The sequence below is a fragment of the Rhodoferax koreense genome (assembly GCF_001955695.1).
Classification (GTDB): Bacteria; Pseudomonadota; Gammaproteobacteria; order Burkholderiales; family Burkholderiaceae_C; genus Rhodoferax_B; species Rhodoferax_B koreensis.
Window position 1 is genome coordinate 5,036,629 of the sequence record NZ_CP019236.1, and the last position, 20,904, is coordinate 5,057,532.

Here is a 20,904-nt window from a genome sequence, read left to right on the forward strand (position 1 = left end):
GCCCGCGCTTTTCGCTGGCGCGGCTGCGCGACAGAGTTTATGATTGCAAATGTTTCAACCCGTTACCCGCTCAGGGTAGCAGTTTCATCCCGGCAAGCCTCGGCCGCTTCCATTTTTTCGATCCTAAGGCGATGGATTCTCCAACCGACACCCTGTTGACATTCGTGATGGTGGTCTTCTGGACCATCGTTGCCGTGGTCGCAGTATTGGCCCTCGGCTGGAAGGTACACAAGGTTCGCCGGCGCCGCGAAAGGCGCGAGGCCGCACGCGAGGCGCGCCGCAAGTTCCACGAATGGCGCCAGACCGTGGTCGACTCCAAGATCTGAGGCCTGGGCCGCTTCGAAGGCGGCCTACGCGATCGCCGCCTTCAACCGCATCAAACCGCGTTCAGCCCGCCACCCTGCGCGGCCGCGTTGCCGAACAGCGGCGGATGCGTGACGATGGACTTCAACTCGGGCCGCGGCTGCTGCAACGCCGCCATGTCCGGCCGCGGCCGGCGCAGGCCCGGCACCGCCGCAAACGCCTGCTCGAGCGCCTGCGCGGCCGCCAACAGCTCGGCATCGGCATGCAGCCGGCCGATCACCTGCAGGCCGAAGGGCATGCCGTGTTCGTCCGTGCCACAAGGCAGGGAAAGCGCGGGATTCGTTGCCAGCGTCACGACATACGTCAGGCCGAGCCAGTGGTAGTAGTTGCGCATGGCCTGGCCATCGATGCGGCCGGCGAACAGTTCCGTCCATGGAAACGGCGACACCGGCGTCACCGGTGCCAGGATCAGGTCGTATTGCGCGAAGGCCTTGGCGAAGCGACGCTGGATGCGCGTCTGCTCCAGGTGCGCCCAGGCGCGGTCGGCCAGCGTGATGGCGGCTGCCATCTCCACGTTGGCGCGCACGTTCGGCCCCAGGGTTTCAGGCGCGTTGCGGAAGGTGTCGGCGAAAGCGGCGACGAAGCTCTCGGCGCGCAGGATGTCGAAGGCGCGGTCGGCTTCGCCGAGTTGCAGGTCCACCGGTTCACACTGCGCCACCAGCGGGCGGACCGCCTCCACGCGTTGGCGGAACACGCGGCGAATCTCGGGGTCGACGATGCACACGCCAAAGTCTTCCGTCGTGCCGATGCGCAGCCTGGAGAGGTCCACGTCCTTCAGCGGCCAGAACTGCGACGCGTCCACGGGATAGGACAAGGGATCGCGCGCGTCAGGCCCCACGCTCGACGCGAGCATCAGCGCGGTATCGGCGACGGTGCGACCCATCGGCCCGAGCACGGAGATCACCGACCAGCCCAGCGGCCGCGCGTCGTTGGCGACCAGCCCCGGCGAAGGCCGCAGCCCGACCACGCCGCACAGTGCGGCGGGAATGCGCAGCGAACCACCCGTGTCGGAGCCGGTGCAGATCGGCAGCAAGTCGGCCGCCAATGCAGCGGCCGAACCGCCGGAAGACCCGCCCGCGTTCAACGACGGATCGAACGGATTGCCCGTCGCACCCCACACCGGGTTGCGGCTGTTCGCGCCAGCGCCCATGTCGGGCACGTTGGTCTTCGCGGTGACGATGGCACCGGCCGCGCGCAGCCGCGAGACCAGCACCACATCGGCCGCGGGCACGTTGCCACGCAGCCGCACGTTGCCGTAGGTGGTGAGCAGGCCGGCCGTGTCCTGCAGGTCCTTCACGCCGAGCGGCAGACCGTGCAGCGGGCCCAGCGCCGCGCCGCGCATCACCTGGGCCTCGGCTTCGCGTGCCGAGGCACGGGCGCGGTCGAAGTCCGTGGCGCAGATGGCATTGATCGCCGGGTTCACCGCTTCGATGCGCGCGATGCAGGCGTCCATCAGCTCCACCGGCGAGAGTTGCCGCGCACCGATGAGGCGACGGAGTTCGACGGCGGAGAGTTCGGGGAGAAGGCTGGAGGTCATGTTCATTCGACTTTGATCTGGTCGCGTTCGGCGATGGCCTTCATCTTGGCGATGTCGGCCGTCACCATTCCGGCCCAATCGGCCACGGCAGCATAACCGGGCTCGAAGCCGGCGAGTTTCATCTTCTCCTGCGTGTCGGGGCTGGCCATCAGCGTGGCCAGCGCCTTCTCGAGCCGCGCCTTCACGGCCGGCGGCAGGCCGCGCGGCGCCACCAGCGCCAGCCAGGCATTCATGTCCACGCCGGGGAAACCCGCCTCGGCCACGGTGGGCACGTCGGGCAGCAGCGCGGAACGCTTGGCCGTGGCCACGGCCAGCACACGCACCTTGCCGCTCTTGAGCTGCTGGGAGGCCGCCACCACGGTGTCGAAGGAAATCGGGATCTGGCCGCCGATCAGGTCCGTCATCAGCGGTGCGCTGCCCTTGTAGGGGATGTGCGTCATCTTCAGGCCGGTGGCGCTGTTGAACATCGCGCCCGCGAAATTGGAACTGGTGCCGTTGCCGAAGCTGCCATAGACGAAGTCGTCGGGCCTGGCCTTGGCCGCGGCGACGAGTTGCTGCAGGTTGGTGGCCTGGACCTTGGGATTGACCAGCACGGCCAGCGCCACCGAGCCGACGATGCCGATCGCGTCGAAGCCCTTGGCCGCGTCGTAGGAAAGCTTGGTCTGCAGCGCCGGATTCAGCGTGAAGGTGGAGTTGGAACTGATCAACAGCGTGTAGCCGTCGGGTTTGGCATTGGCCACATAGGCCGCGCCGATGGCCGTGCCGGCACCGGGTTTGTTCTCGATGATCACCGGCTGGCCGAGCTGGTCCTGCAGCGTCTTGCCGAGCAGGCGCGCCAGCACGTCGGCAGCCCCGCCCGCGGGGAACGGCGCCACCAGCGTGATCGGGCGCTCGGGGAAATCGGCGGCATGGGCGGTACCGGCCACACCGGCGACGGCCGACAGCGCCAGGCCGAAGGACAACAGGCGGCGCGTGATGGCGGAGGTCTTGAAGAATGGCGGTTTGTGCATGGAAAGCTCCAGAAAGAAAATCGAATCCGTGGGTGTGGCTCAGCGCAGGCGCCCGGGCGAGAGCGCCGCCGCATCCACCCCTTCGCGTTGCAACGCACCGGGCAACGGTCCGCCGCGCAACAGCGCATCGGCCAGGGCACTGGCGCCGGCCGCGCTCTGGATGCCGTAGCCGCCCTGCCCGGCCAGCCAGAAGAAGCCAGGGCAGGCGGCGTCGAAACCGATCACCATTTCGCCATCGGCGACGAAGGAACGCAGACCCGCCCAGGTGCTGGCCGGGCGGCGGATGCTCAGGGTGGAAATCTGCTCGATCTGGTGGATGCCCATGGCAATGTCGAGCTCTTCGGGCACGACGTCGTGCGGCACGGTGTCGTCTGCGTTCGCCGGTGAACCGAGCAACTGCCCCGCATCGGGCTTGAAGTAGAAACTCTCGTCCACACCCACCACGGCGGGCCAGCCGCTGGCATCCACGCCTTCGGGCGCCTTGAAGGTGAAGGCACTGCGCCGGCGCGGCACGATGCCGACCGGCCGCGCGCCGAACAACGCGGCCAGCTCGTCGGCCCAGGCACCGGCGGCATTCACCACGGTTTCGGCGGCCAGCACCTGGCCATCGGCGAATGCCATGACCCAGCGACCGTCTTCATGCCGCGCATCGACGAGGGTGGCCCCGAGATACAGCGCCCCATCCGTGCCGGCCTTCTGCCGGAAGCCGCGCAGGAAACCCTGGTGCAGCGCGTGCACGTCCAAGTCCTGCGCGCCGGGGTCGTACAGGCCGCCATGCACCAGTTCGGGTCGCAGGCAGGGTGCACGGGTCAGCGTGGTCGCCGCGTCCAGCACTTCGAGGCCGGCACCAGCGGGCGCGAGTTCGGCATGCAGGTGCGCGAGTTCCGCCTCCTGGCCCTGCGTGGCCACGTACAACACGCCGCGCGGATGCATCAAGGCCACATCGCTGAAACCGGCCGGGGGCGTGGCATAGAAGTCGCGGCTGGCACGCGTCAACGCCCGCACCTGCGGCGGGCCGTAAGTCTCCATGAACATCGCGGCCGAACGGCCGGTGGCGTGGTAACCAGGCTGGCTCTCGCGCTCGACGATGGCCAGGCTGCGCTGACCCGCGAGGCGCCACGCCAGCGATGCGCCCGCGATGCCGGCGCCGAAGATGATGGTGTTGAATTCTTTCATTTGATAATTCTCACATGCGAGAATTGTGCCAAACCCTCCGCCGGCCATAAAAAAACCCACGCGGGTCGCCCGGCGTGGGTTTCGATTCGCAAGGCCGTGCTACGGCCTGGCTGGGATCAATACTCCCAGAAGATCCGTTGCAGTTCTTTCGTGTCGCTGGTCTTGGTCAGAGCCACCATGGCCAGGATGCGAGCCTTTTGCGGGCGCAGGTCGTGGGCCACCACCCAGTCGTATTTGTCATCGGGCTGTTCGGCGTTGCGGATCACGAAACCGTCCGGCACGCGCGAGCTGCGGATCACGATGGCGCCATCGGCACGCACCTTCTGCAGATAGGGCACGATGCGGTCGGCCACCGAGCCGTTGCCCGGGCCGCCGTGGATCAGCGCCTTGACGCCGCTCTTGCCCAGGGCTTCGATCGCGGTGGGAGACACGCCTTCGTAACCCATGGCGATCTCGACGTTCGGCAGCGAGGTGATGGTGTCAATGTCGAACTCGGAATTCATGGTGTGACGCTTCACCGGCGCACGGAACCAGTAGTTCTTGCCTTCGACCACCATGCCGAGCGAACCCCACTGGCTGACGAAAGCGCTGGGCTTGATGTTGAAGTTCTTGCTCACGTCACGACCGCTTTCGATGCTGTCGTTCATGGTCAGCAGCACGCCCTTGCCCATGGCGTCCTTGCTGCCGGCCACGCTGACCGCGTCGAACAGGTTCAGCGCGCCGTCGGCCGACAGGGCCGTGCCCGGACGCATCGAGGCGACCATCACGATGGGCTTGCTGGTGTGCACCGTCAGCGTCAGGAAGTAGGCGGTCTCTTCGACCGTGTCGGTGCCGTGGGTGATGACGATGCCATCGACATCGGGCTGCTTGGCGAGCGCGGACACGCGTTTGGCCAGCGTCAGCAGGTTGTCGTTGGTCAGGCTCTCGGAGGCCACCTGGAACACCTGTTCACCGCGCACGTTGGCCACGGTGCCCAGTTCGGGCAGGCCGGCGATCAGCTTTTCGACACCGACCTTGGCGGCCGCGTAAGTGGCGCTGTTGAGGGCCGAGGCACCCGCGCCGGCGATGGTGCCACCCGTGGCGAGGATCACCACGTTGGGTTTGGCGGCTTGGGCATGGGCCAGGCTGGTCAGCGCCGACAGCGTGGCAAACGCCACGCCCGCTACGAGTTTTCCGAATATTGAACGCGCTTGCATGGAAGCTCCATTGGAAGTGGATGAAGACGAGGACGTCTGGACGCCACTCCGGCCCGCAAAGCAGAAAAACCGCACAGCCCGGAGGGTGACCGATGGTAGCGAGGTGCCCCGAAATGTGGTACGCAAGAGCCATGCCTCATGCGCATAACCTCATGGCGAGGCTGGTTACAGAATGTTGTTGATGTTCAGATGACCCAAACAAGATGACTAAGGTACGGCACACTTAATCGGTGCAAATTAAAAAAATTAAACTTGCATACGAAAATTTTACTTAGTCTACAAATCAGAAAATATTTAATGAAATCACTCATTGCAATCATCGCACTAGCAGCATCCAGCTTTGCCCTCGCCGCGCCCACGACTGTGTACTTCGCGGGCACCGTCGAGAGTGGCACTGTAGTGGACCCTAGAAACGGTCAGTGGGTAGGCACCCCCGTTGGGCACAGTTTTTCAGGCTCGATCACTTTTGACGGAAGCCAGGGGGTTCTTTCGGCAGGAATGAACGCCCCGGCCCAGATCGGTCACTACGAGGCGAATCGAACAACCAATGGGACCGCCGACGCTTCCATCGTGTCCAGTTTTTCGATCACCTACGATGGTCATACATACGGTAAGTTGACAGTGCCGACCGAAGGCTCCTGGGTGGGTAAAGCACTTGAGGGCCCGGTGTCCAGTTACCGCGTCGGAGTTGCTGCCTCCCGTACTGAGATCGTGAACATTTCGGGCGATGCGTACTACACCGCCACGGGGCGCAGTCTCAGCTTCATCGGTTATGGAGATACAAGTTGGATCGGCGATGTCCTGAACCTTGAACAGCTACCTGATTTGCAACACTTCGACCCGGCTTCATCGCAAATCATTTTTTCGAATTCGGGATACATGTGCGCCTACGTCGTTGATGGCTGCCCAGATGGTGCAATCTTCGACGAAGGCAGCTTGAACATCTTCGGCCGGCTCACTTACCTAAGCATGTCGCCCTTGGCTACCGCTGAGGTACCAGAGCCCGGATCCCTGCCCTTGTTCGTTGCGGCTCTAGTCGGCCTTCTGGGAATACGAAAAACGATACGAACTGAACCGCAGATTCAGATGGGTTAGAACGCCGCTGAGCGCCGAGGTGTAAACCATCCCACCACCAGCCCCAGCACCCCAAGCGCCCACAGCGGCCAAAGGCCGAAACGCGACACCCACCAGGCGAACGGCGTGATCTCCCAACCCTGGGCGCCGCCCAGGCCGCGGCCTTCCACCTCGGCCACCAGGACGCCGCGCGTGAGCCGCGGCAGTTCCTGCACCACCACGCCCCGGTGGTCGATGATGGCGGTGGCGCCGGTGTTGGTGGCGCGGATCATCGGGCGCTCGAACTCCAGCGTGCGCATGCGCGAGATGCTCAGATGCTGGTCGATCGCCAGCGAATCGCCGAACCAGCCGATGTTGCTCACGTTGACGAAGATCGTCGGCGCCTGGGCCGGATCCCTGAACCGTGCGCCGAGCTCCTCGCCGAACAGATCCTCGTAGCAGATGTTGGGCGCGAGCCGCTGGCCGGCCACCGCCATCGAGGCCTGGCCCACGGCGCCGCGGTTGAAGTCGCCCAGCGGGATGTTCATCATCTCGGTGAACCACTTGAACAGCGGCGGGATGAATTCGCCGAACGGCACGAGGTGGTGCTTGGCGTAGCTGTACATCGAAGGCAGCCCGGGCTGCAGGCCGATCACCGCATTGGTGTAGCCGTCATGGCGGTTGCCCAGCGGCACGCCGATCAGCGCGGTCTGCGCACCGCTGCGGAAGCGTTGCTGCAGCGCGTCCCAGTAGCCCGGCGGCAGTTGCTGCGGCAGCAGCGGCAGCGCCGTCTCGGGCGCCACCACCAGCGGCGTCTTCGCCGTGTTCAGCTGTTCGCCATACCACTGCAACGCCACCGCCACGCCGGTACCGGCTTCGAACTTCTCGTCCTGCGGGATGTTGCCCTGCAGCAGCGTGACCGGCAGTTTGCCGCCGGAGGGCGCCTCTGCGGGTTTGAAGACATGTGCGGCAACTGCGACGGCGCCGATCAACAGCAACGGCCCCCAGGAACGCATGGCCAGGGGGCGGCGCAGCCCGTCAACGAACAGGCAGGCCAGCACGGCGGCGATCCAGCCGATGCCGTAGACACCGACGTACCGCGCGAACACACCTAGTCCGTCGAGGTGCGCATACCCGGCCGCCCCCCACGGAAAACCGGTGAACCAGACACCGCGCGCGAGCTCCGCCAACAGCCAGCAGGACGCAAAAACAATAGCACGCAGCGCAGGATTGGCGGGCGCGAAGGCCCTGAAAAACCCACAAACCACCGCGTAGTAAACCGCCAGCACGGCGGCCAGCCCCACCACGGCTGCCACGGCCAGCGGCGCCGCCAGGCCGCCGTAGGTGTGCATCGAGATGAACAGCCACCAGAAGGTGCCGGTGAGCCAGGCCGTGGCGAAGACCCAGCCGGTCAGCGCCGCGTGTTTCGGCGTGGCGCGCGATTCGACCAGTCCGACGAGGCCCGCCATCGACAGCAGTTGCAGCCACCACAGCGGCCGCCCGTCGAACGGGTTGGCCATGGACGCGGCCTGCAGCAGGCCGGCAAGGAGGGCACACGACAGCGCGACCGGTCGGATGCGGTCAGACCCACGGGACAAAAAGTGCATCGACTGAGGTCAACCGGTGGGATCGTCGTCCTGCACGGGCGAGACCTTGAACCAGCGCACCGCGCCACCCTTGGTGTGCAGCACGACGAAGTTCAGGCCGGCCAGGGCCAGGTGTTCGCCGCGCCGGGGCACGTGGCCCATCTCGTGGGCGATCAGGCCGCCGATGGTGTCGAACGTGTCCTCCGGGTCGGAGCCGACCAGGTGCACCCCGAAGGCTTCGTTGACGCGTTCGATGGGGGTGTCGCCGCTCACGCGGTAGGTGCGGTCGGCCAGGCCGAAGATGTCGCCCTCGTCCTCGGCGATGTCGAATTCGTCCTCGATTTCGCCGACGATCTGCTCGAGCACGTCTTCGATGGTGATCAGGCCGGCCACGCGGCCGAATTCGTCGATGACGATGGCCAGGTGGTTGCGGTTGCCGCGGAACTCGCGCAGCAGGTCGTTCAGCCCCTTGGATTCGGGCACGAACACAGCCGGGCGCAGCAGCGCGCGGATGTTGAGTTCGGGCGCGCGCTGCAACTTGAGCAGATCCTTCGCCAGAAGGATGCCGATGATGTTTTCCTTCTCACCCTCGAACACCGGAAACCGCGAGTGGGCGGTGTCGATCACCTGGTGCATCAGCTCGTCGCCGCTGGCGTCGATGTTCAGGCAATCCATGCGGGTGGCGGCGACCATCACGTCGCCCGCGGTCATGTCGGCCATGCGGATCACGCCTTCGAGCATGACGCGGGATTCGGCCCCGATGATCTGGTTGTCTTCCGCTTCGGCCAGGGTCTCGATCAACTCGGCCCGGGAGTCGGGCCCGGGGTGGATGAATTCGGCCAGTTTCTGCAGAAAACTGCGCTTGTCTTCCTTCTCGGGCAGGGAGGAGGAACGCGCGGGGTACGGGTCTGACACAGCCTTGGGTGCAGGACGTGCGGTTGTTGAGGAAACCCAAGGATAGCCTAGATGGGCGCACGACCGGCCCGTTGACGCCTACGGGCCCGAACGATGGCGCCCCGCACGCAGGTTGCTGCGGATTTCCTGCAGCCCGCCGATGAAGTCCCAGAACTGCTTGGCCTGGGCCTTGAGGCGGTAGTCGGTGAGGGCGATCTGCTCCTCGACGATCTCGGTCATCCGGCTGTCCAGCGTGGCCGCGGGCAGGCGCAGAAACGCCTCGGCCTCGGAGCCGTCCTTCTCGACCTTGGCGCCGGCATTGCGCGCGATGCGCAGCATGGCCGTGTTTTCGCTCAGCGCGTGGATGAACAGCAGCTCGACACCTTCGTTGCGGGCGTGCATCGCGGCCCGCTCGAACAAGCGCGCGCCGAAGCCGCGTCCGCGCGCATGGCCCGAGACCGACACACCGAATTCGGCGCAGGCGCGGCAGTCGGGGTTCACCGAAAACGCCAGATGCGCCATGGCGATCAGCTGCAGCTTGCGGTTGTAGATGCCGAAGATTTCGTCGGCATCGAAATTCAGGCCGTCGGTGTAGCGGCGAATCTGCTCGTCGTTCGCCGGATAGCCGAAGCGCAGGTAGCGGTCGTGCGGCGCCAGCGCCAACAGGTGCTGGGCGATGCGCTCGCGGTGCGCCATGCCGAGCGAACGGATCGGCACCATCAGCGGCGCGGCGCGCCGCGGGCCGTCGTCCGGCGGACCGGAGCGACCGCGCGCCGGAGCGGCTGGCAGCTGGGTGGTTGGCTTGGTGGCGAGCATCCTTCAAATATACGGGTTCTCCCGTATCTGCGTGGCAAAAATCACGCCGTCGGCCCGTCGAATCCACCTCCGATTGCAAAAACCGCACAGGTGTTGCACAAAAGTCAGCAGGCACACAAATTGCAAACAATACGGCAAAATTGCACATCGTGGATGCGTCAGCGCACTCACCCTCTCCAACCCGCGCCTTATCACAGCCCACCAGGAACCGCATGCAGACAGACTATTTTCTGACCCAGATGGGACGCCAGTGGAAGTGGCTGGTGCTTCGTGGACTCGTAGCGATGGCGCTTGGGCTGCTCGGGTTCGTGATGCCGGGCCAGACTCTCCAGGTGCTGGCCTTGTGCTGGGGTGTGTACGCTTTCGTCGACGGCTTCATCGCGCTGCTCACCGCCTACCAGATTCGCGAACGCAATCGGCCGTGGTGGTCCATGGCCCTCGTCGGCGTGGTCGGCGTGGCGGCCGGCCTGGTGAGCTTCATCTGGCCCGTCGCCACGGCCGTGAGCCTGCTGCTGTTCATCGCCGTGTGGGCCGTGCTGATGGGCCTGTTCCAGATCGTTACGGCGCTGCGCATGCGCAAATCGATCCAGGGCGAGTGGATGCTGGTGGCGTCGGGCCTGATCTCGGTGCTGTTCGGTGCCGCCATGATCGCCGCGCCCGCGGCCGGCGCGCTGGCCGTGGTCTGGCTCATCGCCGCCTACGCGCTGGTGTTCGGCTTCCTGCTGGTGTGCGTGGGCCTGCGCCTGCGCGGCATCGCCAAGATGCCGTGGGAGCCCCCGGTGGTGACGCGGCCGGCGGGCCTGTCGACCCGGCCCGCACCGCTGAGCGAGCCCAAGCTCGACCGCTAGCCGAACGCTCAAAGGAGCGCCAACGACTCCTGCATCACGCGCGGGTGAAAGGCCAGCGCGACATGGGCCGTGCCGATGACGAAGCGGTTGTCCGCGCCGGGCAGGCTGCCCGTGGCGGGCGGAAACACCATGTTGTCGGCATTCGAATACCAGCAGACGAACCGCGCATAACCCGCCGCTGCTTCCCTGGCCTGCAGCGCACCGAGCCATTCGCTGCGCAATCCCATCTGGCGGCCATGCACCGTCGGGCTGAATCGCGCCATCCAGGTGCCCGCGTGCGGCGAGGCGATGCTGATCACGCGGTGCACCCTGGCTGGCGCCTGCGCGGACGCCATCCAGGCCCGTACCACCAAGCCGCCCATGCTGTGCCCGATCAGGGTCGGCGCCATGCCGGTGGCAGCCGTGACGCGGCGCACGGCGTCTTCGAGCACCCCGGCGTGGGCGTCGAGGCTGCCCCAGGCCGGCTCCAGGTTCACAGCCACGAAGGCGCGGTTCTGTGCGCGCAGCGCATGCATCCACGGCGTCCAGAAACCGCGGTTGCAGAACAGCCCATGGACCAGGACAACGCCCCGGCCCTTGGCTTGCGCCGGCAGGAAATCCGCCACGGCATTCGACCAGAAAGGCTGGCGCCAGAAGAACACGCGCGGCATCGCACGGACCTCGCCCCACCACGCACGCCACAGTTGACCGCGGCTGGCGCGGGGCGTTACATCCGCGCCATGGCCGCGCGCGAGCAGTATGAATTCGATGCCGAGCACCACGGCGTAGCCCAGCAGGATCAGCAGCGCACCCGCCCACGCCACGAAGGGATGGGCCGGCAGGAAAAGCCACAGCCAGCCGGCAGCCAGCGCCAGCAGGCCGAAGACGATGAGCTGTTGCAGTCGCGCGAGCATGCTGCGGCGACTATAGGATGAAAACCCCTGGCGTGACGGACGCCGCCCTGCCCCGGCGCCCATCTCCTGGCCCGCGTCGGCCATCAGGTCCAGTCGTTGTTCGGGTCCAGGTCGACGCCATCGAATCCGTCGCCGCTCGAGGAGGCGTCGAGAAAGCGGTCGCTCGTGTCCACGCCAAGTCGGCTGTCGGCGCTCGGCGGGGTATCGAAGTAGTTGTTGATGACCTCGGTCTGCGGCGCGTTGCCCAGCCCGTCGAAGGCCTGCGGTCCGCTCAGGCCAAAGGCCGACGCGCCCGCATTCTGATGCCCGCCGCCCATCAGGTGGCCGATGCCCTGGAACAGGAATGCGCCTGCCGCCACGCCCGCCGCGGTGGTGGCCATGCTGGTGAGGAAACTCGGGGCCTGGAAGCCAGGCGCGGCTGCAGGTGCCGCCGCTGCAGCCGGCGGTGGCGCGTAATACGACGGCGGCGCCTGGGGCGGCTGCACGCTCGCCTGCGGTGAAGGCGGCGCAACCGGCGTGCTGGGTGGTGCCGGAGACCGGCCCCAGCCGATCGCGTCCAGGAAACCGCCGCCGCTGCGCGCCGGCTGCTTCATCTGGTTCAGCTCTTCCTGCAGTGCGGCGATGCGCTCGTTGGCGACCTTGATCGCGCCGTCCTGCAGCAGCGCGCGTTGCACCAGCAGGTAGGCGGCGTCGGGTTGCTGGGCCATGGCGCGGCTGATCAGGCTTTGCGCCTCCGCGTCCTTGGCGCCGGCCTGGGCTTGCACCAGCTGCTGGAGAAACTGCGCGAGTTGTTCACGCTCCGACGTGTTCATGGGGAGACCTCCGTTGATGTGAATGCCACACCGCTCAGATGACATCCGGCCGCATTTGTTCAAGCGCTGCGGCGGCCAAAACCGGGGTAAATGGTCAAGCGAAGGTAAAGAAAGCCGTGCCGGCTTGGTAACGCGGCGCCGATGTGGTCTGCTCGGGTGACGATGGACACCATTTCCACTCTGCAATCGCTCGGCCTCACCTTGCCGAGCCCGGCCTACATCTTCGGCTCGGTGGTCTTCGGCCTGGTGGGCCTCGCGGCTTTTCGCCACGGCCGCAAATGCGACGACCGGACCAGCCTCTGGCTCGGCGTGGGGCTGATGCTCTACCCGTATGCGATCGACCAGACCTGGCTGCTGTACCTCGTCGGCGCATCGCTGTGCGCCGCGTGGTGGTGGCTGCGGCGCGCCCCGGGCTGAACCATCGGGCCGCCGCAGAGCCCTGCGGTTACTTGCGGCCGATCTGGTTGCCCACGACCGCACCCACGGCCGCACCGCCGACCGTGGCCAGTGCGCCACCGGCCAACGCCGCGCCAGCCACCGCGCCAACACCCGCGCCGACGACCATGTTGGTGTCACGCCGCGACATGCCGGCACAGGCGCTCAGGCTCAGCACCAGCACGGTGGTGACGCCGGCCACAGCCAGGGGACGCAGGGAGTTCTTCAAGGTGGTGAATGCGGTCATGTCGGTCTGAACCCTTGCGGGCGTGGTAATGGGGGGGGCCGAGCATAACCCGCGGAAAGCGCCTGGGCTGTAGTCCACCACCGCTTTCGCAGTGGCAGCCGCAGGCGGACGGGGTCATCCCCCCGGTGCGGGCGCGGCGTTCCATGTCGCCAGCCGTTCGCGCGTCTTGCGGGCCACGTCCCGCACCCAGGGCTGGGCCGCCCAGTGGCGTGCGGCGAATGCATCGATCTGCGCCTGGTGCGCGAGCGACAGGCCGATCACGTCCAGCCCTTCGAGGAACATGCGCCGGTGCCGGTCAGACAAAGTGAATGCCGTGTCCACGTCGGCACTGCGCAGGCGCATTGCAGCGACGTCGATTTCGATTTCCGCACCCTTTGCCCGCGCGTCGGCCTCGGCCATGAGCGCTTCGACCTGCGCCTGCGGCAGCATCACCAGCAGCAGGCGGTTGTTCATCGCGTTCGAATAGAAAATCTCGCCGAAGCTGGGCGCGATCACCGCCCGCACGCCGTATTGCTGCAAGCCCCACACGGCATGCTCGCGGCTCGAGCCACAGCCGAAGTTCGCACCCGCGATGAGCATGCGCGTGCCGGCGGCCTGCGGCCGGTTGAGCACGAAGTCGGACCGCACCTGGCCCTGCGCGTCGAAGCGCAGGTCGTACAGCAGGCCGTCGGCCAGGCCGGCCTTGTCGATGCCGCGCAGGAACTGCTTGGGCATGATCTGGTCGGTGTCGAGGTTCTCGATGCGGATCGCGGCGGCGCGGCCGGCGACGAGATGGGGAACTGAAATCTCATCCATGCACAGGCTCCAGTGAACGCACGTCGATCAGCCGGCCCGTGACGGCCGCGGCCGCGGCCATGGCCGGGCTCATGAGGTGGGTGATGGCGCCACGGCCCTGGCGGCCCTCGAAATTGCGGTTGGTGGTCGAGGCGCAACGCACCCCGTCGGCGAGCACATCGTCGTTCATCGCCAGGCACATCGAGCAGCCGGGCTGGCGCCATTCGAATCCCGCGCCGGTGAACAGCGCGGCCAGGCCCTCGGCTTCGGCCTGGGACTTCACCGCGCCCGAACCCGGCACGACCATGGCGCGCACGCCCGCGGCCACACGGCGGCCACGCACCACGTCGGCCGCGGCACGCAGGTCTTCGATGCGGCCGTTGGTGCAGGAGCCGATGAACACGTGCTGCACCGGCGTGCCCGCCAGGGCCGCGCCGACCGCAAGCCGCGTGTAGCGCAGCGCCTGGGCCGTGCTGCGCTGCGTGGCCGCATCCGAGGCCGGGTCCACGCCGGGCACCAGGCCGTCGATGGGCAACACCTGGTCCGGGCTCGTGCCCCAGGTGACGTGGGGCACCACCTCGCCCGCGTTGAAGCGATGTGTCACGTCGAACCGCGCGCCGGCGTCGCTGCGCAGCGTGGCCCAGTGGGCCAGCGCCATGTCGCGCTCCGCGGTGTCGATGTCGGGCGCCCGCTGCAGCACGTGGTCGATGGCCCTGGCATCCGGGGCGATCAGCGCGCCGCGTGCGCCGGCCTCCACCGCCATGTTGCACAGCGTGAAGCGGGCTTCGATCGACAGGGCATCGATCGCGCTGCCGCTGAATTCGACGACGAAGCCGCGGGCCCCCTGCGCGCTGATGCGGCCGATCACCATCAGGATCAGGTCCTTGGCCGTGGTGCCGGGCGGCAGCTGGCCGTCGATGCGGATGTGCATGTCCTGCGCCAGGCGGTACACCAGGGTCTGCGTGGCCAGCACGTGTTCGACTTCCGAGGTGCCGATGCCGAAGCCCAGCGCGCCGAGCGCACCGTAGGTGGTGGTGTGGCTGTCGCCGCAGAGGATGACCATGCCCGGCCGCACCATGCCGTGCTCGGGCGCCACCACGTGTTCGATGCCCTGCAGCACATCGTTGGTGTCGAACAGCGGGATCCGGTGGCGTTCGCAGTTGCGTTTGAGGTTGCTTGCCTGCAGGGCGGAGGCGGGATCGTTGATCACGCGCTTCATCACCGGATGCGTGGGAATGATGTGGCTCACCACGGCCACGTTCTGCCCCGGCAGGGGCACGCCGCGGCCCTGCTCGTGCAGGCCGGCGAAGGCCTGCGGGCTGGTGTATTCGTTCATCAGGTGCAGGTCGCAGAACAGCAGCACGTTCTGCGCGTCGAGCACCGCGACGGCGTGTGAATCGACGAGCTTGCGGTACAGCGTCTTCATTCGGCCGCCCCGGTCAGGAAAGGCAGTGCCTTGGCCAGCAGCGCCTCGGGTGCCTCCTCGGCCACGTAATGGCCGCAGGGCAGGGTTTCGCCGCGCACGTCGGCGGCGACGCGGCGCCATTCGTCCAGCGGCTTGAAGCAGCGGTGCACCACGCCCTCTTCGCCCCACAGCACCATCAGCGGCATGGCCAGGCGGCGGCCGGCATCGCGGTCGGCACGGTCGTGTTCCAGGTCGATGCCGGCGGCGGCGCGGTAGTCCTCGCACACACCGTGCGCCGTGCCGGGCAGGCCTGCCGCCCGGCTGTATTCGGCGAAGGCGCGCGGGTCGAACGGGGCCAGGCCCGCGCTGCGCCCGCCCATCACTTCGCGCAGGTAGGCGACCGGGTCGGACGCGATGAGGCGCTCGGGCAGCGGCGCGGGCTGGATCAGGAAGAACCAGTGCCAGTAGGCGCGCGCGAAGGCTTCGCCGGTCTGCTCGTACATGGCCAGGGTCGGCGCGATGTCGAGCAGCACCATGCGTTGCACCGCGTCGCCATGGTCGGCCGCCAGCCGGTGCGCCACGCGGGCGCCGCGGTCGTGGGCCAGCACCGAGAACTTCCTGTGGCCGAGCGACTGCATCACGCGCAGCATGTCGCGCGCCATCACCCGCTTGCTGTAGTTGGCGTGGTCCGCGTCGCCCGATGGCTTGGACGAATCGCCGTAGCCGCGCAGATCGGCCAGCACCAGCGTGAAATGCGCGGCCAGCCTCGGCGCGACCTTGTGCCACAAGGCGTGGGTCTGCGGATGGCCGTGCAGCAGCAGCAACGGCGGGCGCTCGTGGTTCGGCGCGTTCGTCAACGTGTGGATCTGTACGCCATCGTCGGTCGGGATGTCGCGGGCTTCGAAGCCCGGGAAGAGCGGCGCGGGCTCTGTCGTGGTGAGGGACATGGTGGTTCCTGAAGGATGACTCGATCGTATCCATGAATCCGCACCTCATAATATCCATTATGGCAATGCTTCCGGTCTTGCAAGTTATGAATCGACACTGATGGACGGCTTCTCCGATCTCGCATTTTTCTCGCTGCTGGCGCGTCAGGGCTCCCTGTCGGCCGCGGCGCAGGAGCTCGGCGTGACGCCGCCAGCGGTCAGCAAACGCCTGGCCGCGCTGGAACGCAGGCTCGGCGTGCGCCTGTTGAACCGCACCACCCGCCGCATCAACCTCACGCCCGAGGGCGAGATCTACCTCGGCGACGGCGCGCGTGTGCTCGAAGACCTCGAGGCGCTGGAGCGCAGCGTGGCCGGCAGCCGCGCACTGCCGCGCGGCGTGCTGCGCGTGAGCGCCACGCTGGGTTTCGGGCGGCGCCGCATCGCGCCGGTGCTGTCGCGCTTCGCGCTCGCGTTCCCGCTGGTGGAAGTTCAACTGCACCTGAACGACCGGCCGGTGAACCTGGTCGAGCAGCGGTTCGACCTGCAGGTGCGCTTCGGCGAACTGCCCGATGCCCGGCTCACGGCACGCCGCCTGGCGTCGAACCGGCGCATGCTGTGCGCCGCGCCTGGCTACCTGCAACAGGCCGGCACACCGGCGACGCCGCGTGAACTCGCACAGCACCGCTGCATCTTCCTGCGAGAGGGCGACGAGACCTTCGGCACCTGGCACCTGCACAGCGGTGCGCGCCAGGAGACGGTCAAGGTGCGCGGGCCGCTGAGCAGCAACGATGGGGAAACCGTGCTGGGCTGGGCGCTCGAGGGCCACGGCATCCTGATGCGGTCGCAGTGGGACGCGGCCGAACTGCTGCGCAGCGGCGCTTTGGTGCCCGTGCTGCCCGAATGGACACCGCCCGAATCCGACATCTACCTGGTGTTCCAGACCAAACACAACATCTCGGCCAAGACCCGGGCACTGGTGGACTTCCTGCTCGAAGCTTTTGCGCCGCACCGCGCGCGTGGCGATGCAATACTCGGCACCTGGTGAGACCTGATTTCAATGGCCCAATAACATCTCGTCGTCGCTTTCCGCCTCCTGCAACACCGGCTTCGTCGGCAGCTTGCCGCCAGTCTTGGCCCGGATCGCGTCCTCCTTCGCGCCCTCCACCATCTCGCACACCCACTTCACCAGGATCGACGTGTACGACTGGCTCCAGGCCTTGTTCGACAGGCTGTGGTCGGCGTCCTTGATCACCCGGTAGGTCATCGACTGCGTCTGCTTGAAGGCGGCGAGGTAGTTCTCGATGACCGGGTGCGGCACGGTGGTGTCGTGTTCGGACTCGACGATCAGCACGTCGCCGCGAAACGCCGCGCTGGCCGCGAGCGCGCGGTTGGTTTGCGGCGCGATCACCGTGTTGCGGTAGGCCGCCACTTCCTGCTTGTTGAGCTGGTTCTTCGGCACCAGCCAGTCCTCGTCCTTGTAGATCGCCGGCGCGCGCAGCCCGAGCCAGCGGATCGGCCGCAGCGCGCTCAGCACCGTGGCGAGATAGCCGCCGTAGCTGCTGCCGGCCACCACCACCGCCGACGCATCCACCGCCGGATGGCCGACCAGGGTGTCGTAGGCGGCCAGCATGTCGGCGAGGTTGTCCTCACGCGTCACGCAGTTGCGCTGGGCCTTGTCGCTGGCATGGCCGCTGAGGTCGAAGGTCAGGCAGATGCAGCCCAGTGCCGCGATCTCGTGCGCGCGCGCCAGGTACTGCTCCTGGCTGCCGTCCCAGCCATGCACCAGCATCACGCCGGGCACGACGGTGTTGGGCGCGACCAGGGTGCCGGCGATGCTGCGCCGGCCGACGGGGATGTGGATGGTCTTGTGGCGTGTGGGCATGGTTCAAAACGTCCTGGAAACCGTGGTGTATTTGGTGAGCGGGCCGGCCTGGCTGTCCTCGCCCTGGAAGTAGACGACGGCGTCCGCCGGCGGTGGCTCGCAAGGGCCGAAGATCTCGATGCAGCGCGTGCGCACGGCACAGCGGTCCGGCGCGGCGTCGAAAACTTCGAGCGCGGCGATCTCCGCCCCGGTGGCGCCGCCCACGCGCCAGGATTGCTCGAGCACACCCGAGCACCAGCGGCCCGCGGCATCCAGCCCCTGGGCGACGTCGTAGTTCAGCCGCGACGCGAAGAAGCCGTCGAAGCAGGTCTTGGCGGCACGGTCGTACACCAGGGCCTGCTGCACCGCCGTGCGCACGCACTCGTTCGGCGCAATGCTGCGCAACGCATCGAAGCCGCCGCGCACCACGGTCAACTCGGAGCCGCCATAGGCCATCGCGCCGTGGTTGCTGCGCGTCAGGCGCTGCGTGCCGAAATAGGACGCCACGGTGCCCGCCACGCTGACCTGGCCCACGCTCAGCGTCTGGACCTGGTCGAGATGGTGTTCGAGCACCACGCCATCCTGCGCCAGCACGTCATCGCCGACGGGCGCAAGGCACGCGTCGAATCCAAGCAGATCTTCCACCACCGTCTGCCCGCGGCCGCCGGTCTCGCAGACCATCTTCACGCGCACCGGGCCCAGCGCCAGCAGCGCCGTAGCCGCCAGCCGCGCATCCTCGCGCGAGAAGGCCGTGAAACCGGGCAGCACGGCCGACGCCACCTGCGCCGGGAAATCGACGCTCCAATGCGGGGGTGCCGCGGCGTCGGCGCTGTACAACGGATGGGTGATGGCCTTGGTGGCCATGAAGGCATGCGGCACCACGCCGCCGAAGAGATCGGACACGCCGTGCACGCCGAGCGCGTGGGCCTGGGATGTTACCACCAGGGTGTCGCTCGGCACCAGGTAAACGGCGCCGCCGGCCGCGCCCCACTCGGCCTGCGGCTTTTCGGCGGAACTGGCGCAGCCCTTGAGCAGCGCGAGACGCCGCACGATCTCGTCGCGCGTGGCCTTCTCATGGTCGCTCGCATGCCCGCGCAGGCCCTGGGTGTAAGGCATGACGATCTGCGGGCGGCAGTCCAGCAGCAGCCCGTGGCCTGGACGGTGCGGCGCCGCGATGGAGGTGTGGGGCTGAAGAACTGGCGTCATCGCGGGCCTCCCTGTGGATGGCTTCCACTCTGCCGTATCGGCCACCGCTGTGCATCGGCCAAGCACCAGCCGCGCTGTGGGTGACCGCCTACACCCAGCCACCGGGCCCGCCGGTGCGGACAACAGCCTTCAACCGCACGCTGGGCCGTCCTACAGCACGAACCGGGGGCATTGGCAAAAATCAGCATGACGGAGACAAATCACCATGAATCCCATTCAGACCGAACGCACGCCCACGACCACCAGCGAACCCATCAGCATCGACCGTGACTACGAGGTGCGCTACTGGGCGCGCACCCTGCATTGCACCGAGATCGAGCTCAAGGAGGCGGTGCGAGCGGTCGGCACCGATGTCGAAGAAGTACGACGACGCCTCGGTCCGCGCACCCAAACGAGCGCTTGAGCGTCTTCAGCGCAGCATGCGCCTGATCGCGGCAAAGCGCGCCTCGTTGGTCGCGCCGGTGGCCGCGCCGAACTTGCCGCCGAGCAGTGTTTCGAGCTTGGCCGCCCTTTCGGCGGGAGCCGGATGGGTGCCGAACAACATCTGGTAGTTGCTGTCGTTCTTCGAGCCTTTCGCAGCGTACATCCTCAGCACGGTTGGCAGCCCCGCCGGTGCGTAGCCGGCGCGTGCGGCATAGAGCAGGCCCTGGCGATCGGCATCGAACTCGTCCGATTGGTCCAGTCCCTTGGCGTAGATGTTGCGCACCGCGTTGACTACGGCCTCACTCAGTTGGGCGTTGTCGGCCTTGGCGCGCACGATGCCGCCGGCGATCTGCGTGAAGCCGCTTTTCTTCATCGCCACGAGATAATGGCCGCGCATGACGTGGGCAATCTCATGGGCCAGCACGCCGGCGAGTTCGGCTTCGGAGTTGAGCTGGCGCATCAGGCCGACGGTCACGAAAACATAGCCGCCGGGCGTGGCATAGGCGTTGACCGCATCGGAGTTGATGACGCCGAAGCGCCACGCGAAGTTGATCTCCTTGCCGTCCTTGTCGAGCGGGCGCTCGGCCTGCATCGCCACCCAGCGGCCGACCTGGTTGACGTAACGCTGCACGGCATCGTTGCGCAGCAGTGGCCGCGCGCCGAGCAGCACCGAGGAGAACTCGAAGCCGAGGGCCTGCTGGTCGGCGCCGGAGTAGTCCTTGAACACGGCCGTGGTGCCGTCGATCACGTCCCGGATGCCATCGGCCAGGCCGTTCCCTTTGCCGCCGTTGCCCGACAGTGCGGAGGACAGGCCGTTCAGCACGCCGCCCTGCCCTGGCGCGGCCGGGTTGGTCTGGCAGCCGGAGGCGAGCAACAACGAGGTCGCGCACAGCGCGGCGGCGAGGCGCTGGATCTTCATTTGTCGGCTCCGGTGTATTGCTCGAACGACTGCCCGACGACCTTGCCGGTGCGCGCGAATTGCGCAGCCTGGTCGCCGGTGACGGCATAACGTTCGAGTTGCTGCACCTCGGCCGGCGCCGGTTGCGCGTTCGCCAGTTGTTCCTGCGTCAGGCCGCGCGTGCCGGTGGTGGCCGTGGGCTTGTTGCTGGTGGCGGCGAACATGCCCGCCAGGCCGGTGATCGGGTTCGCCACCGCCGGCTGCGCCGCCACGGCGGGCGCGGCCTCCAGCGACTTGGTGTGCGTGAGCCGCAGCCAGCCTTCGCGCTCGACGATGCGCACCTTGACCCAGCCGCCCTGGCTGCCCGTGCGTTCACCGCGGGCGCCAAGGCCCACCCGAGCCAGTACCTTCGCATCGAGCGCGGGCGCCGCGCGCAGTTCGGTGGCGGTGGTGACCTCGATCGATTGGGCCGCGGCGGCCAGGCCGAAGCCGATGAGCCCGGCCGCGATCAGGCCCTTCAGAAAATGGATCCATGGGATAAGCAT

The 20,904-nt window shown here is 67.3% G+C and carries 23 protein-coding genes; 6 read left to right on the forward strand and 17 right to left on the reverse strand.

Annotation, left to right across the window (positions count from 1 at the left end; translation table 11 throughout):
- Positions 1-131: 131 nt before the first annotated feature.
- Positions 132-326, forward strand: a complete 195-nt coding sequence (locus tag RD110_RS23285; RefSeq protein ID WP_076202380.1) for a hypothetical protein — start codon at positions 132-134, stop codon at positions 324-326.
- 50 nt (positions 327-376) lie between these two features.
- Here RD110_RS23285 and RD110_RS23290 read toward each other — a convergent pair whose 3' ends face one another.
- The 4 genes from RD110_RS23290 to RD110_RS23305 form a co-directional block, all read right to left on the reverse strand.
- Positions 377-1,906 carry an amidase gene (locus RD110_RS23290; RefSeq protein WP_076202383.1) on the reverse strand — a complete coding sequence of 510 codons (1,530 nt, stop codon included), beginning with the start codon at positions 1,904-1,906 and terminating at the stop codon, positions 377-379.
- Positions 1,903-2,910, reverse strand: a complete 1,008-nt coding sequence (locus RD110_RS23295; protein WP_076202386.1) for a Bug family tripartite tricarboxylate transporter substrate binding protein — start codon at positions 2,908-2,910, stop codon at positions 1,903-1,905. The genes RD110_RS23290 and RD110_RS23295 overlap by 4 nt, the downstream gene beginning before the upstream one ends.
- Positions 2,911-2,949: 39 nt before the next feature.
- Positions 2,950-4,086 (reverse strand): NAD(P)/FAD-dependent oxidoreductase, encoded by a 1,137-nt coding sequence (locus RD110_RS23300; protein WP_076202389.1) that lies wholly within the window; start codon positions 4,084-4,086, stop codon positions 2,950-2,952.
- Between the two features lie 116 nt (positions 4,087-4,202).
- Complete coding sequence (locus tag RD110_RS23305) at positions 4,203-5,282, reverse strand: type II asparaginase (RefSeq protein WP_076202392.1); 1,080 nt, start codon at positions 5,280-5,282, stop codon at positions 4,203-4,205.
- Positions 5,283-5,579: 297 nt separating this feature from the next.
- On the opposite strand from RD110_RS23305, the gene RD110_RS23310 reads away from it, so the two are divergent.
- Positions 5,580-6,377, forward strand: a complete 798-nt coding sequence (locus RD110_RS23310) for a PEP-CTERM sorting domain-containing protein (protein ID WP_157900311.1) — start codon at positions 5,580-5,582, stop codon at positions 6,375-6,377.
- Here RD110_RS23310 and lnt read toward each other — a convergent pair.
- From lnt to RD110_RS23325, 3 genes are all read right to left on the reverse strand, one after another.
- Complete coding sequence (gene lnt / locus RD110_RS23315; RefSeq protein WP_076202398.1) at positions 6,374-7,942, reverse strand: apolipoprotein N-acyltransferase; 1,569 nt, start codon at positions 7,940-7,942, stop codon at positions 6,374-6,376. The two genes, RD110_RS23310 and lnt, sit on opposite strands and share 4 nt — an antisense overlap.
- A 9-nt stretch (positions 7,943-7,951) precedes the next feature.
- Complete coding sequence (locus RD110_RS23320; RefSeq protein ID WP_076202400.1) at positions 7,952-8,836, reverse strand: HlyC/CorC family transporter; 885 nt, start codon at positions 8,834-8,836, stop codon at positions 7,952-7,954.
- 78 nt (positions 8,837-8,914) lie between these two features.
- Entirely contained in the window at positions 8,915-9,631 is a 717-nt protein-coding gene (locus tag RD110_RS23325) for a GNAT family N-acetyltransferase (RefSeq protein WP_076202403.1), read from the reverse strand.
- Between the two features lie 212 nt (positions 9,632-9,843).
- On the opposite strand from RD110_RS23325, the gene RD110_RS23330 reads away from it, so the two are divergent.
- Positions 9,844-10,479, forward strand: coding sequence for an HdeD family acid-resistance protein (locus tag RD110_RS23330; protein ID WP_083686513.1), 636 nt, complete (start codon positions 9,844-9,846; stop codon positions 10,477-10,479).
- 8 nt (positions 10,480-10,487) lie between these two features.
- On the opposite strand, the gene RD110_RS23335 is transcribed toward RD110_RS23330, so the two are convergent.
- Both RD110_RS23335 and RD110_RS23340 read right to left on the reverse strand, forming a co-directional pair.
- Positions 10,488-11,372: an esterase/lipase family protein gene (locus tag RD110_RS23335; RefSeq protein ID WP_076202409.1), complete on the reverse strand. Its 885-nt coding sequence runs from the start codon at positions 11,370-11,372 to the stop codon at positions 10,488-10,490.
- 83 nt (positions 11,373-11,455) lie between these two features.
- Complete coding sequence (locus RD110_RS23340; RefSeq protein WP_076202412.1) at positions 11,456-12,184, reverse strand: DUF2076 domain-containing protein; 729 nt, start codon at positions 12,182-12,184, stop codon at positions 11,456-11,458.
- Positions 12,185-12,346: 162 nt separating this feature from the next.
- On the opposite strand from RD110_RS23340, the gene RD110_RS23345 reads away from it, so the two are divergent.
- Positions 12,347-12,601, forward strand: a complete 255-nt coding sequence (locus RD110_RS23345; RefSeq protein WP_076202415.1) for a hypothetical protein — start codon at positions 12,347-12,349, stop codon at positions 12,599-12,601.
- Between the two features lie 28 nt (positions 12,602-12,629).
- Here RD110_RS23345 and RD110_RS23350 read toward each other — a convergent pair whose 3' ends face one another.
- From RD110_RS23350 to RD110_RS23365, 4 genes are all read right to left on the reverse strand, one after another.
- The gene (locus RD110_RS23350) at positions 12,630-12,866 is read right to left on the reverse strand and encodes a glycine zipper 2TM domain-containing protein (protein ID WP_076202418.1); all 237 of its coding nucleotides are present in this window, start codon (positions 12,864-12,866) and stop codon (positions 12,630-12,632) included.
- A 114-nt stretch (positions 12,867-12,980) separates the two neighbouring features.
- The gene (gene leuD / locus RD110_RS23355; RefSeq protein ID WP_076202421.1) at positions 12,981-13,661 is read right to left on the reverse strand and encodes a 3-isopropylmalate dehydratase small subunit; all 681 of its coding nucleotides are present in this window, start codon (positions 13,659-13,661) and stop codon (positions 12,981-12,983) included.
- Positions 13,654-15,066, reverse strand: coding sequence for a 3-isopropylmalate dehydratase large subunit (gene leuC / locus RD110_RS23360; RefSeq protein ID WP_076202424.1), 1,413 nt, complete (start codon positions 15,064-15,066; stop codon positions 13,654-13,656). The genes leuD and leuC overlap by 8 nt, the downstream gene beginning before the upstream one ends.
- Positions 15,063-15,992: an alpha/beta fold hydrolase gene (locus RD110_RS23365; RefSeq protein WP_076202427.1), complete on the reverse strand. Its 930-nt coding sequence runs from the start codon at positions 15,990-15,992 to the stop codon at positions 15,063-15,065. The genes leuC and RD110_RS23365 overlap by 4 nt, the downstream gene beginning before the upstream one ends.
- A 100-nt stretch (positions 15,993-16,092) precedes the next feature.
- On the opposite strand from RD110_RS23365, the gene RD110_RS23370 reads away from it, so the two are divergent.
- Positions 16,093-17,016 (forward strand): LysR family transcriptional regulator, encoded by a 924-nt coding sequence (locus tag RD110_RS23370; RefSeq protein WP_076202430.1) that lies wholly within the window; start codon positions 16,093-16,095, stop codon positions 17,014-17,016.
- A 9-nt stretch (positions 17,017-17,025) separates the two neighbouring features.
- Here the strand turns inward: RD110_RS23370 and RD110_RS23375 are convergent, their stop codons facing one another.
- Complete coding sequence (locus RD110_RS23375) at positions 17,026-17,853, reverse strand: alpha/beta hydrolase family protein (RefSeq protein WP_083686516.1); 828 nt, start codon at positions 17,851-17,853, stop codon at positions 17,026-17,028.
- 3 nt (positions 17,854-17,856) lie between these two features.
- Positions 17,857-19,038, reverse strand: coding sequence for a DUF3182 family protein (locus RD110_RS23380; protein WP_083686518.1), 1,182 nt, complete (start codon positions 19,036-19,038; stop codon positions 17,857-17,859).
- 205 nt (positions 19,039-19,243) lie between these two features.
- Here RD110_RS23380 and RD110_RS23385 point away from each other — a divergent pair, with 205 nt between their 5' ends.
- Entirely contained in the window at positions 19,244-19,441 is a 198-nt protein-coding gene (locus RD110_RS23385) for a DUF3606 domain-containing protein (RefSeq protein ID WP_076202433.1), read from the forward strand.
- Positions 19,442-19,447: 6 nt separating this feature from the next.
- Here the strand turns inward: RD110_RS23385 and RD110_RS23390 are convergent, their stop codons facing one another.
- Together RD110_RS23390 and RD110_RS23395 are read right to left on the reverse strand one after the other, a co-directional pair.
- Positions 19,448-20,380 (reverse strand): M48 family metalloprotease, encoded by a 933-nt coding sequence (locus tag RD110_RS23390; protein WP_076202436.1) that lies wholly within the window; start codon positions 20,378-20,380, stop codon positions 19,448-19,450.
- On the reverse strand, positions 20,377-20,904 hold the full coding sequence (locus tag RD110_RS23395; protein ID WP_076202439.1) for an SH3 domain-containing protein: 528 nt from the start codon (positions 20,902-20,904) through the stop codon (positions 20,377-20,379). Before RD110_RS23395 ends, RD110_RS23390 begins: the two co-directional genes overlap by 4 nt.

What these genes read in the sequence shown, in the direction of transcription:
- RD110_RS23340 (WP_076202412.1), bottom strand. Translation starts at nt 12,184, where the DNA reads ATGAACACGTCGGAGCGTGAACAACTCGCGCAGTTTCTCCAGCAGCTG.
- RD110_RS23390 (WP_076202436.1), bottom strand. Translation starts at nt 20,380, where the DNA reads ATGAAGATCCAGCGCCTCGCCGCCGCGCTGTGCGCGACCTCGTTGTTG.
- leuD (WP_076202421.1), bottom strand. Translation starts at nt 13,661, where the DNA reads ATGGATGAGATTTCAGTTCCCCATCTCGTCGCCGGCCGCGCCGCCGCG.
- RD110_RS23375 (WP_083686516.1), bottom strand. Translation starts at nt 17,853, where the DNA reads ATGCCCACACGCCACAAGACCATCCACATCCCCGTCGGCCGGCGCAGC.
- RD110_RS23385 (WP_076202433.1), top strand. Translation starts at nt 19,244, where the DNA reads ATGAATCCCATTCAGACCGAACGCACGCCCACGACCACCAGCGAACCC.
- RD110_RS23325 (WP_076202403.1), bottom strand. Translation starts at nt 9,631, where the DNA reads ATGCTCGCCACCAAGCCAACCACCCAGCTGCCAGCCGCTCCGGCGCGC.
- RD110_RS23295 (WP_076202386.1), bottom strand. Translation starts at nt 2,910, where the DNA reads ATGCACAAACCGCCATTCTTCAAGACCTCCGCCATCACGCGCCGCCTG.
- RD110_RS23365 (WP_076202427.1), bottom strand. Translation starts at nt 15,992, where the DNA reads ATGTCCCTCACCACGACAGAGCCCGCGCCGCTCTTCCCGGGCTTCGAA.
- RD110_RS23330 (WP_083686513.1), top strand. Translation starts at nt 9,844, where the DNA reads ATGCAGACAGACTATTTTCTGACCCAGATGGGACGCCAGTGGAAGTGG.
- RD110_RS23290 (WP_076202383.1), bottom strand. Translation starts at nt 1,906, where the DNA reads ATGAACATGACCTCCAGCCTTCTCCCCGAACTCTCCGCCGTCGAACTC.
- RD110_RS23305 (WP_076202392.1), bottom strand. Translation starts at nt 5,282, where the DNA reads ATGCAAGCGCGTTCAATATTCGGAAAACTCGTAGCGGGCGTGGCGTTT.
- RD110_RS23345 (WP_076202415.1), top strand. Translation starts at nt 12,347, where the DNA reads ATGGACACCATTTCCACTCTGCAATCGCTCGGCCTCACCTTGCCGAGC.
- RD110_RS23285 (WP_076202380.1), top strand. Translation starts at nt 132, where the DNA reads ATGGATTCTCCAACCGACACCCTGTTGACATTCGTGATGGTGGTCTTC.
- RD110_RS23370 (WP_076202430.1), top strand. Translation starts at nt 16,093, where the DNA reads ATGGACGGCTTCTCCGATCTCGCATTTTTCTCGCTGCTGGCGCGTCAG.
- RD110_RS23310 (WP_157900311.1), top strand. Translation starts at nt 5,580, where the DNA reads ATGAAATCACTCATTGCAATCATCGCACTAGCAGCATCCAGCTTTGCC.
- RD110_RS23395 (WP_076202439.1), bottom strand. Translation starts at nt 20,904, where the DNA reads ATGCTTATCCCATGGATCCATTTTCTGAAGGGCCTGATCGCGGCCGGG.
- RD110_RS23350 (WP_076202418.1), bottom strand. Translation starts at nt 12,866, where the DNA reads ATGACCGCATTCACCACCTTGAAGAACTCCCTGCGTCCCCTGGCTGTG.
- RD110_RS23300 (WP_076202389.1), bottom strand. Translation starts at nt 4,086, where the DNA reads ATGAAAGAATTCAACACCATCATCTTCGGCGCCGGCATCGCGGGCGCA.
- lnt (WP_076202398.1), bottom strand. Translation starts at nt 7,942, where the DNA reads ATGCACTTTTTGTCCCGTGGGTCTGACCGCATCCGACCGGTCGCGCTG.
- RD110_RS23335 (WP_076202409.1), bottom strand. Translation starts at nt 11,372, where the DNA reads ATGCTCGCGCGACTGCAACAGCTCATCGTCTTCGGCCTGCTGGCGCTG.
- RD110_RS23380 (WP_083686518.1), bottom strand. Translation starts at nt 19,038, where the DNA reads ATGACGCCAGTTCTTCAGCCCCACACCTCCATCGCGGCGCCGCACCGT.
- leuC (WP_076202424.1), bottom strand. Translation starts at nt 15,066, where the DNA reads ATGAAGACGCTGTACCGCAAGCTCGTCGATTCACACGCCGTCGCGGTG.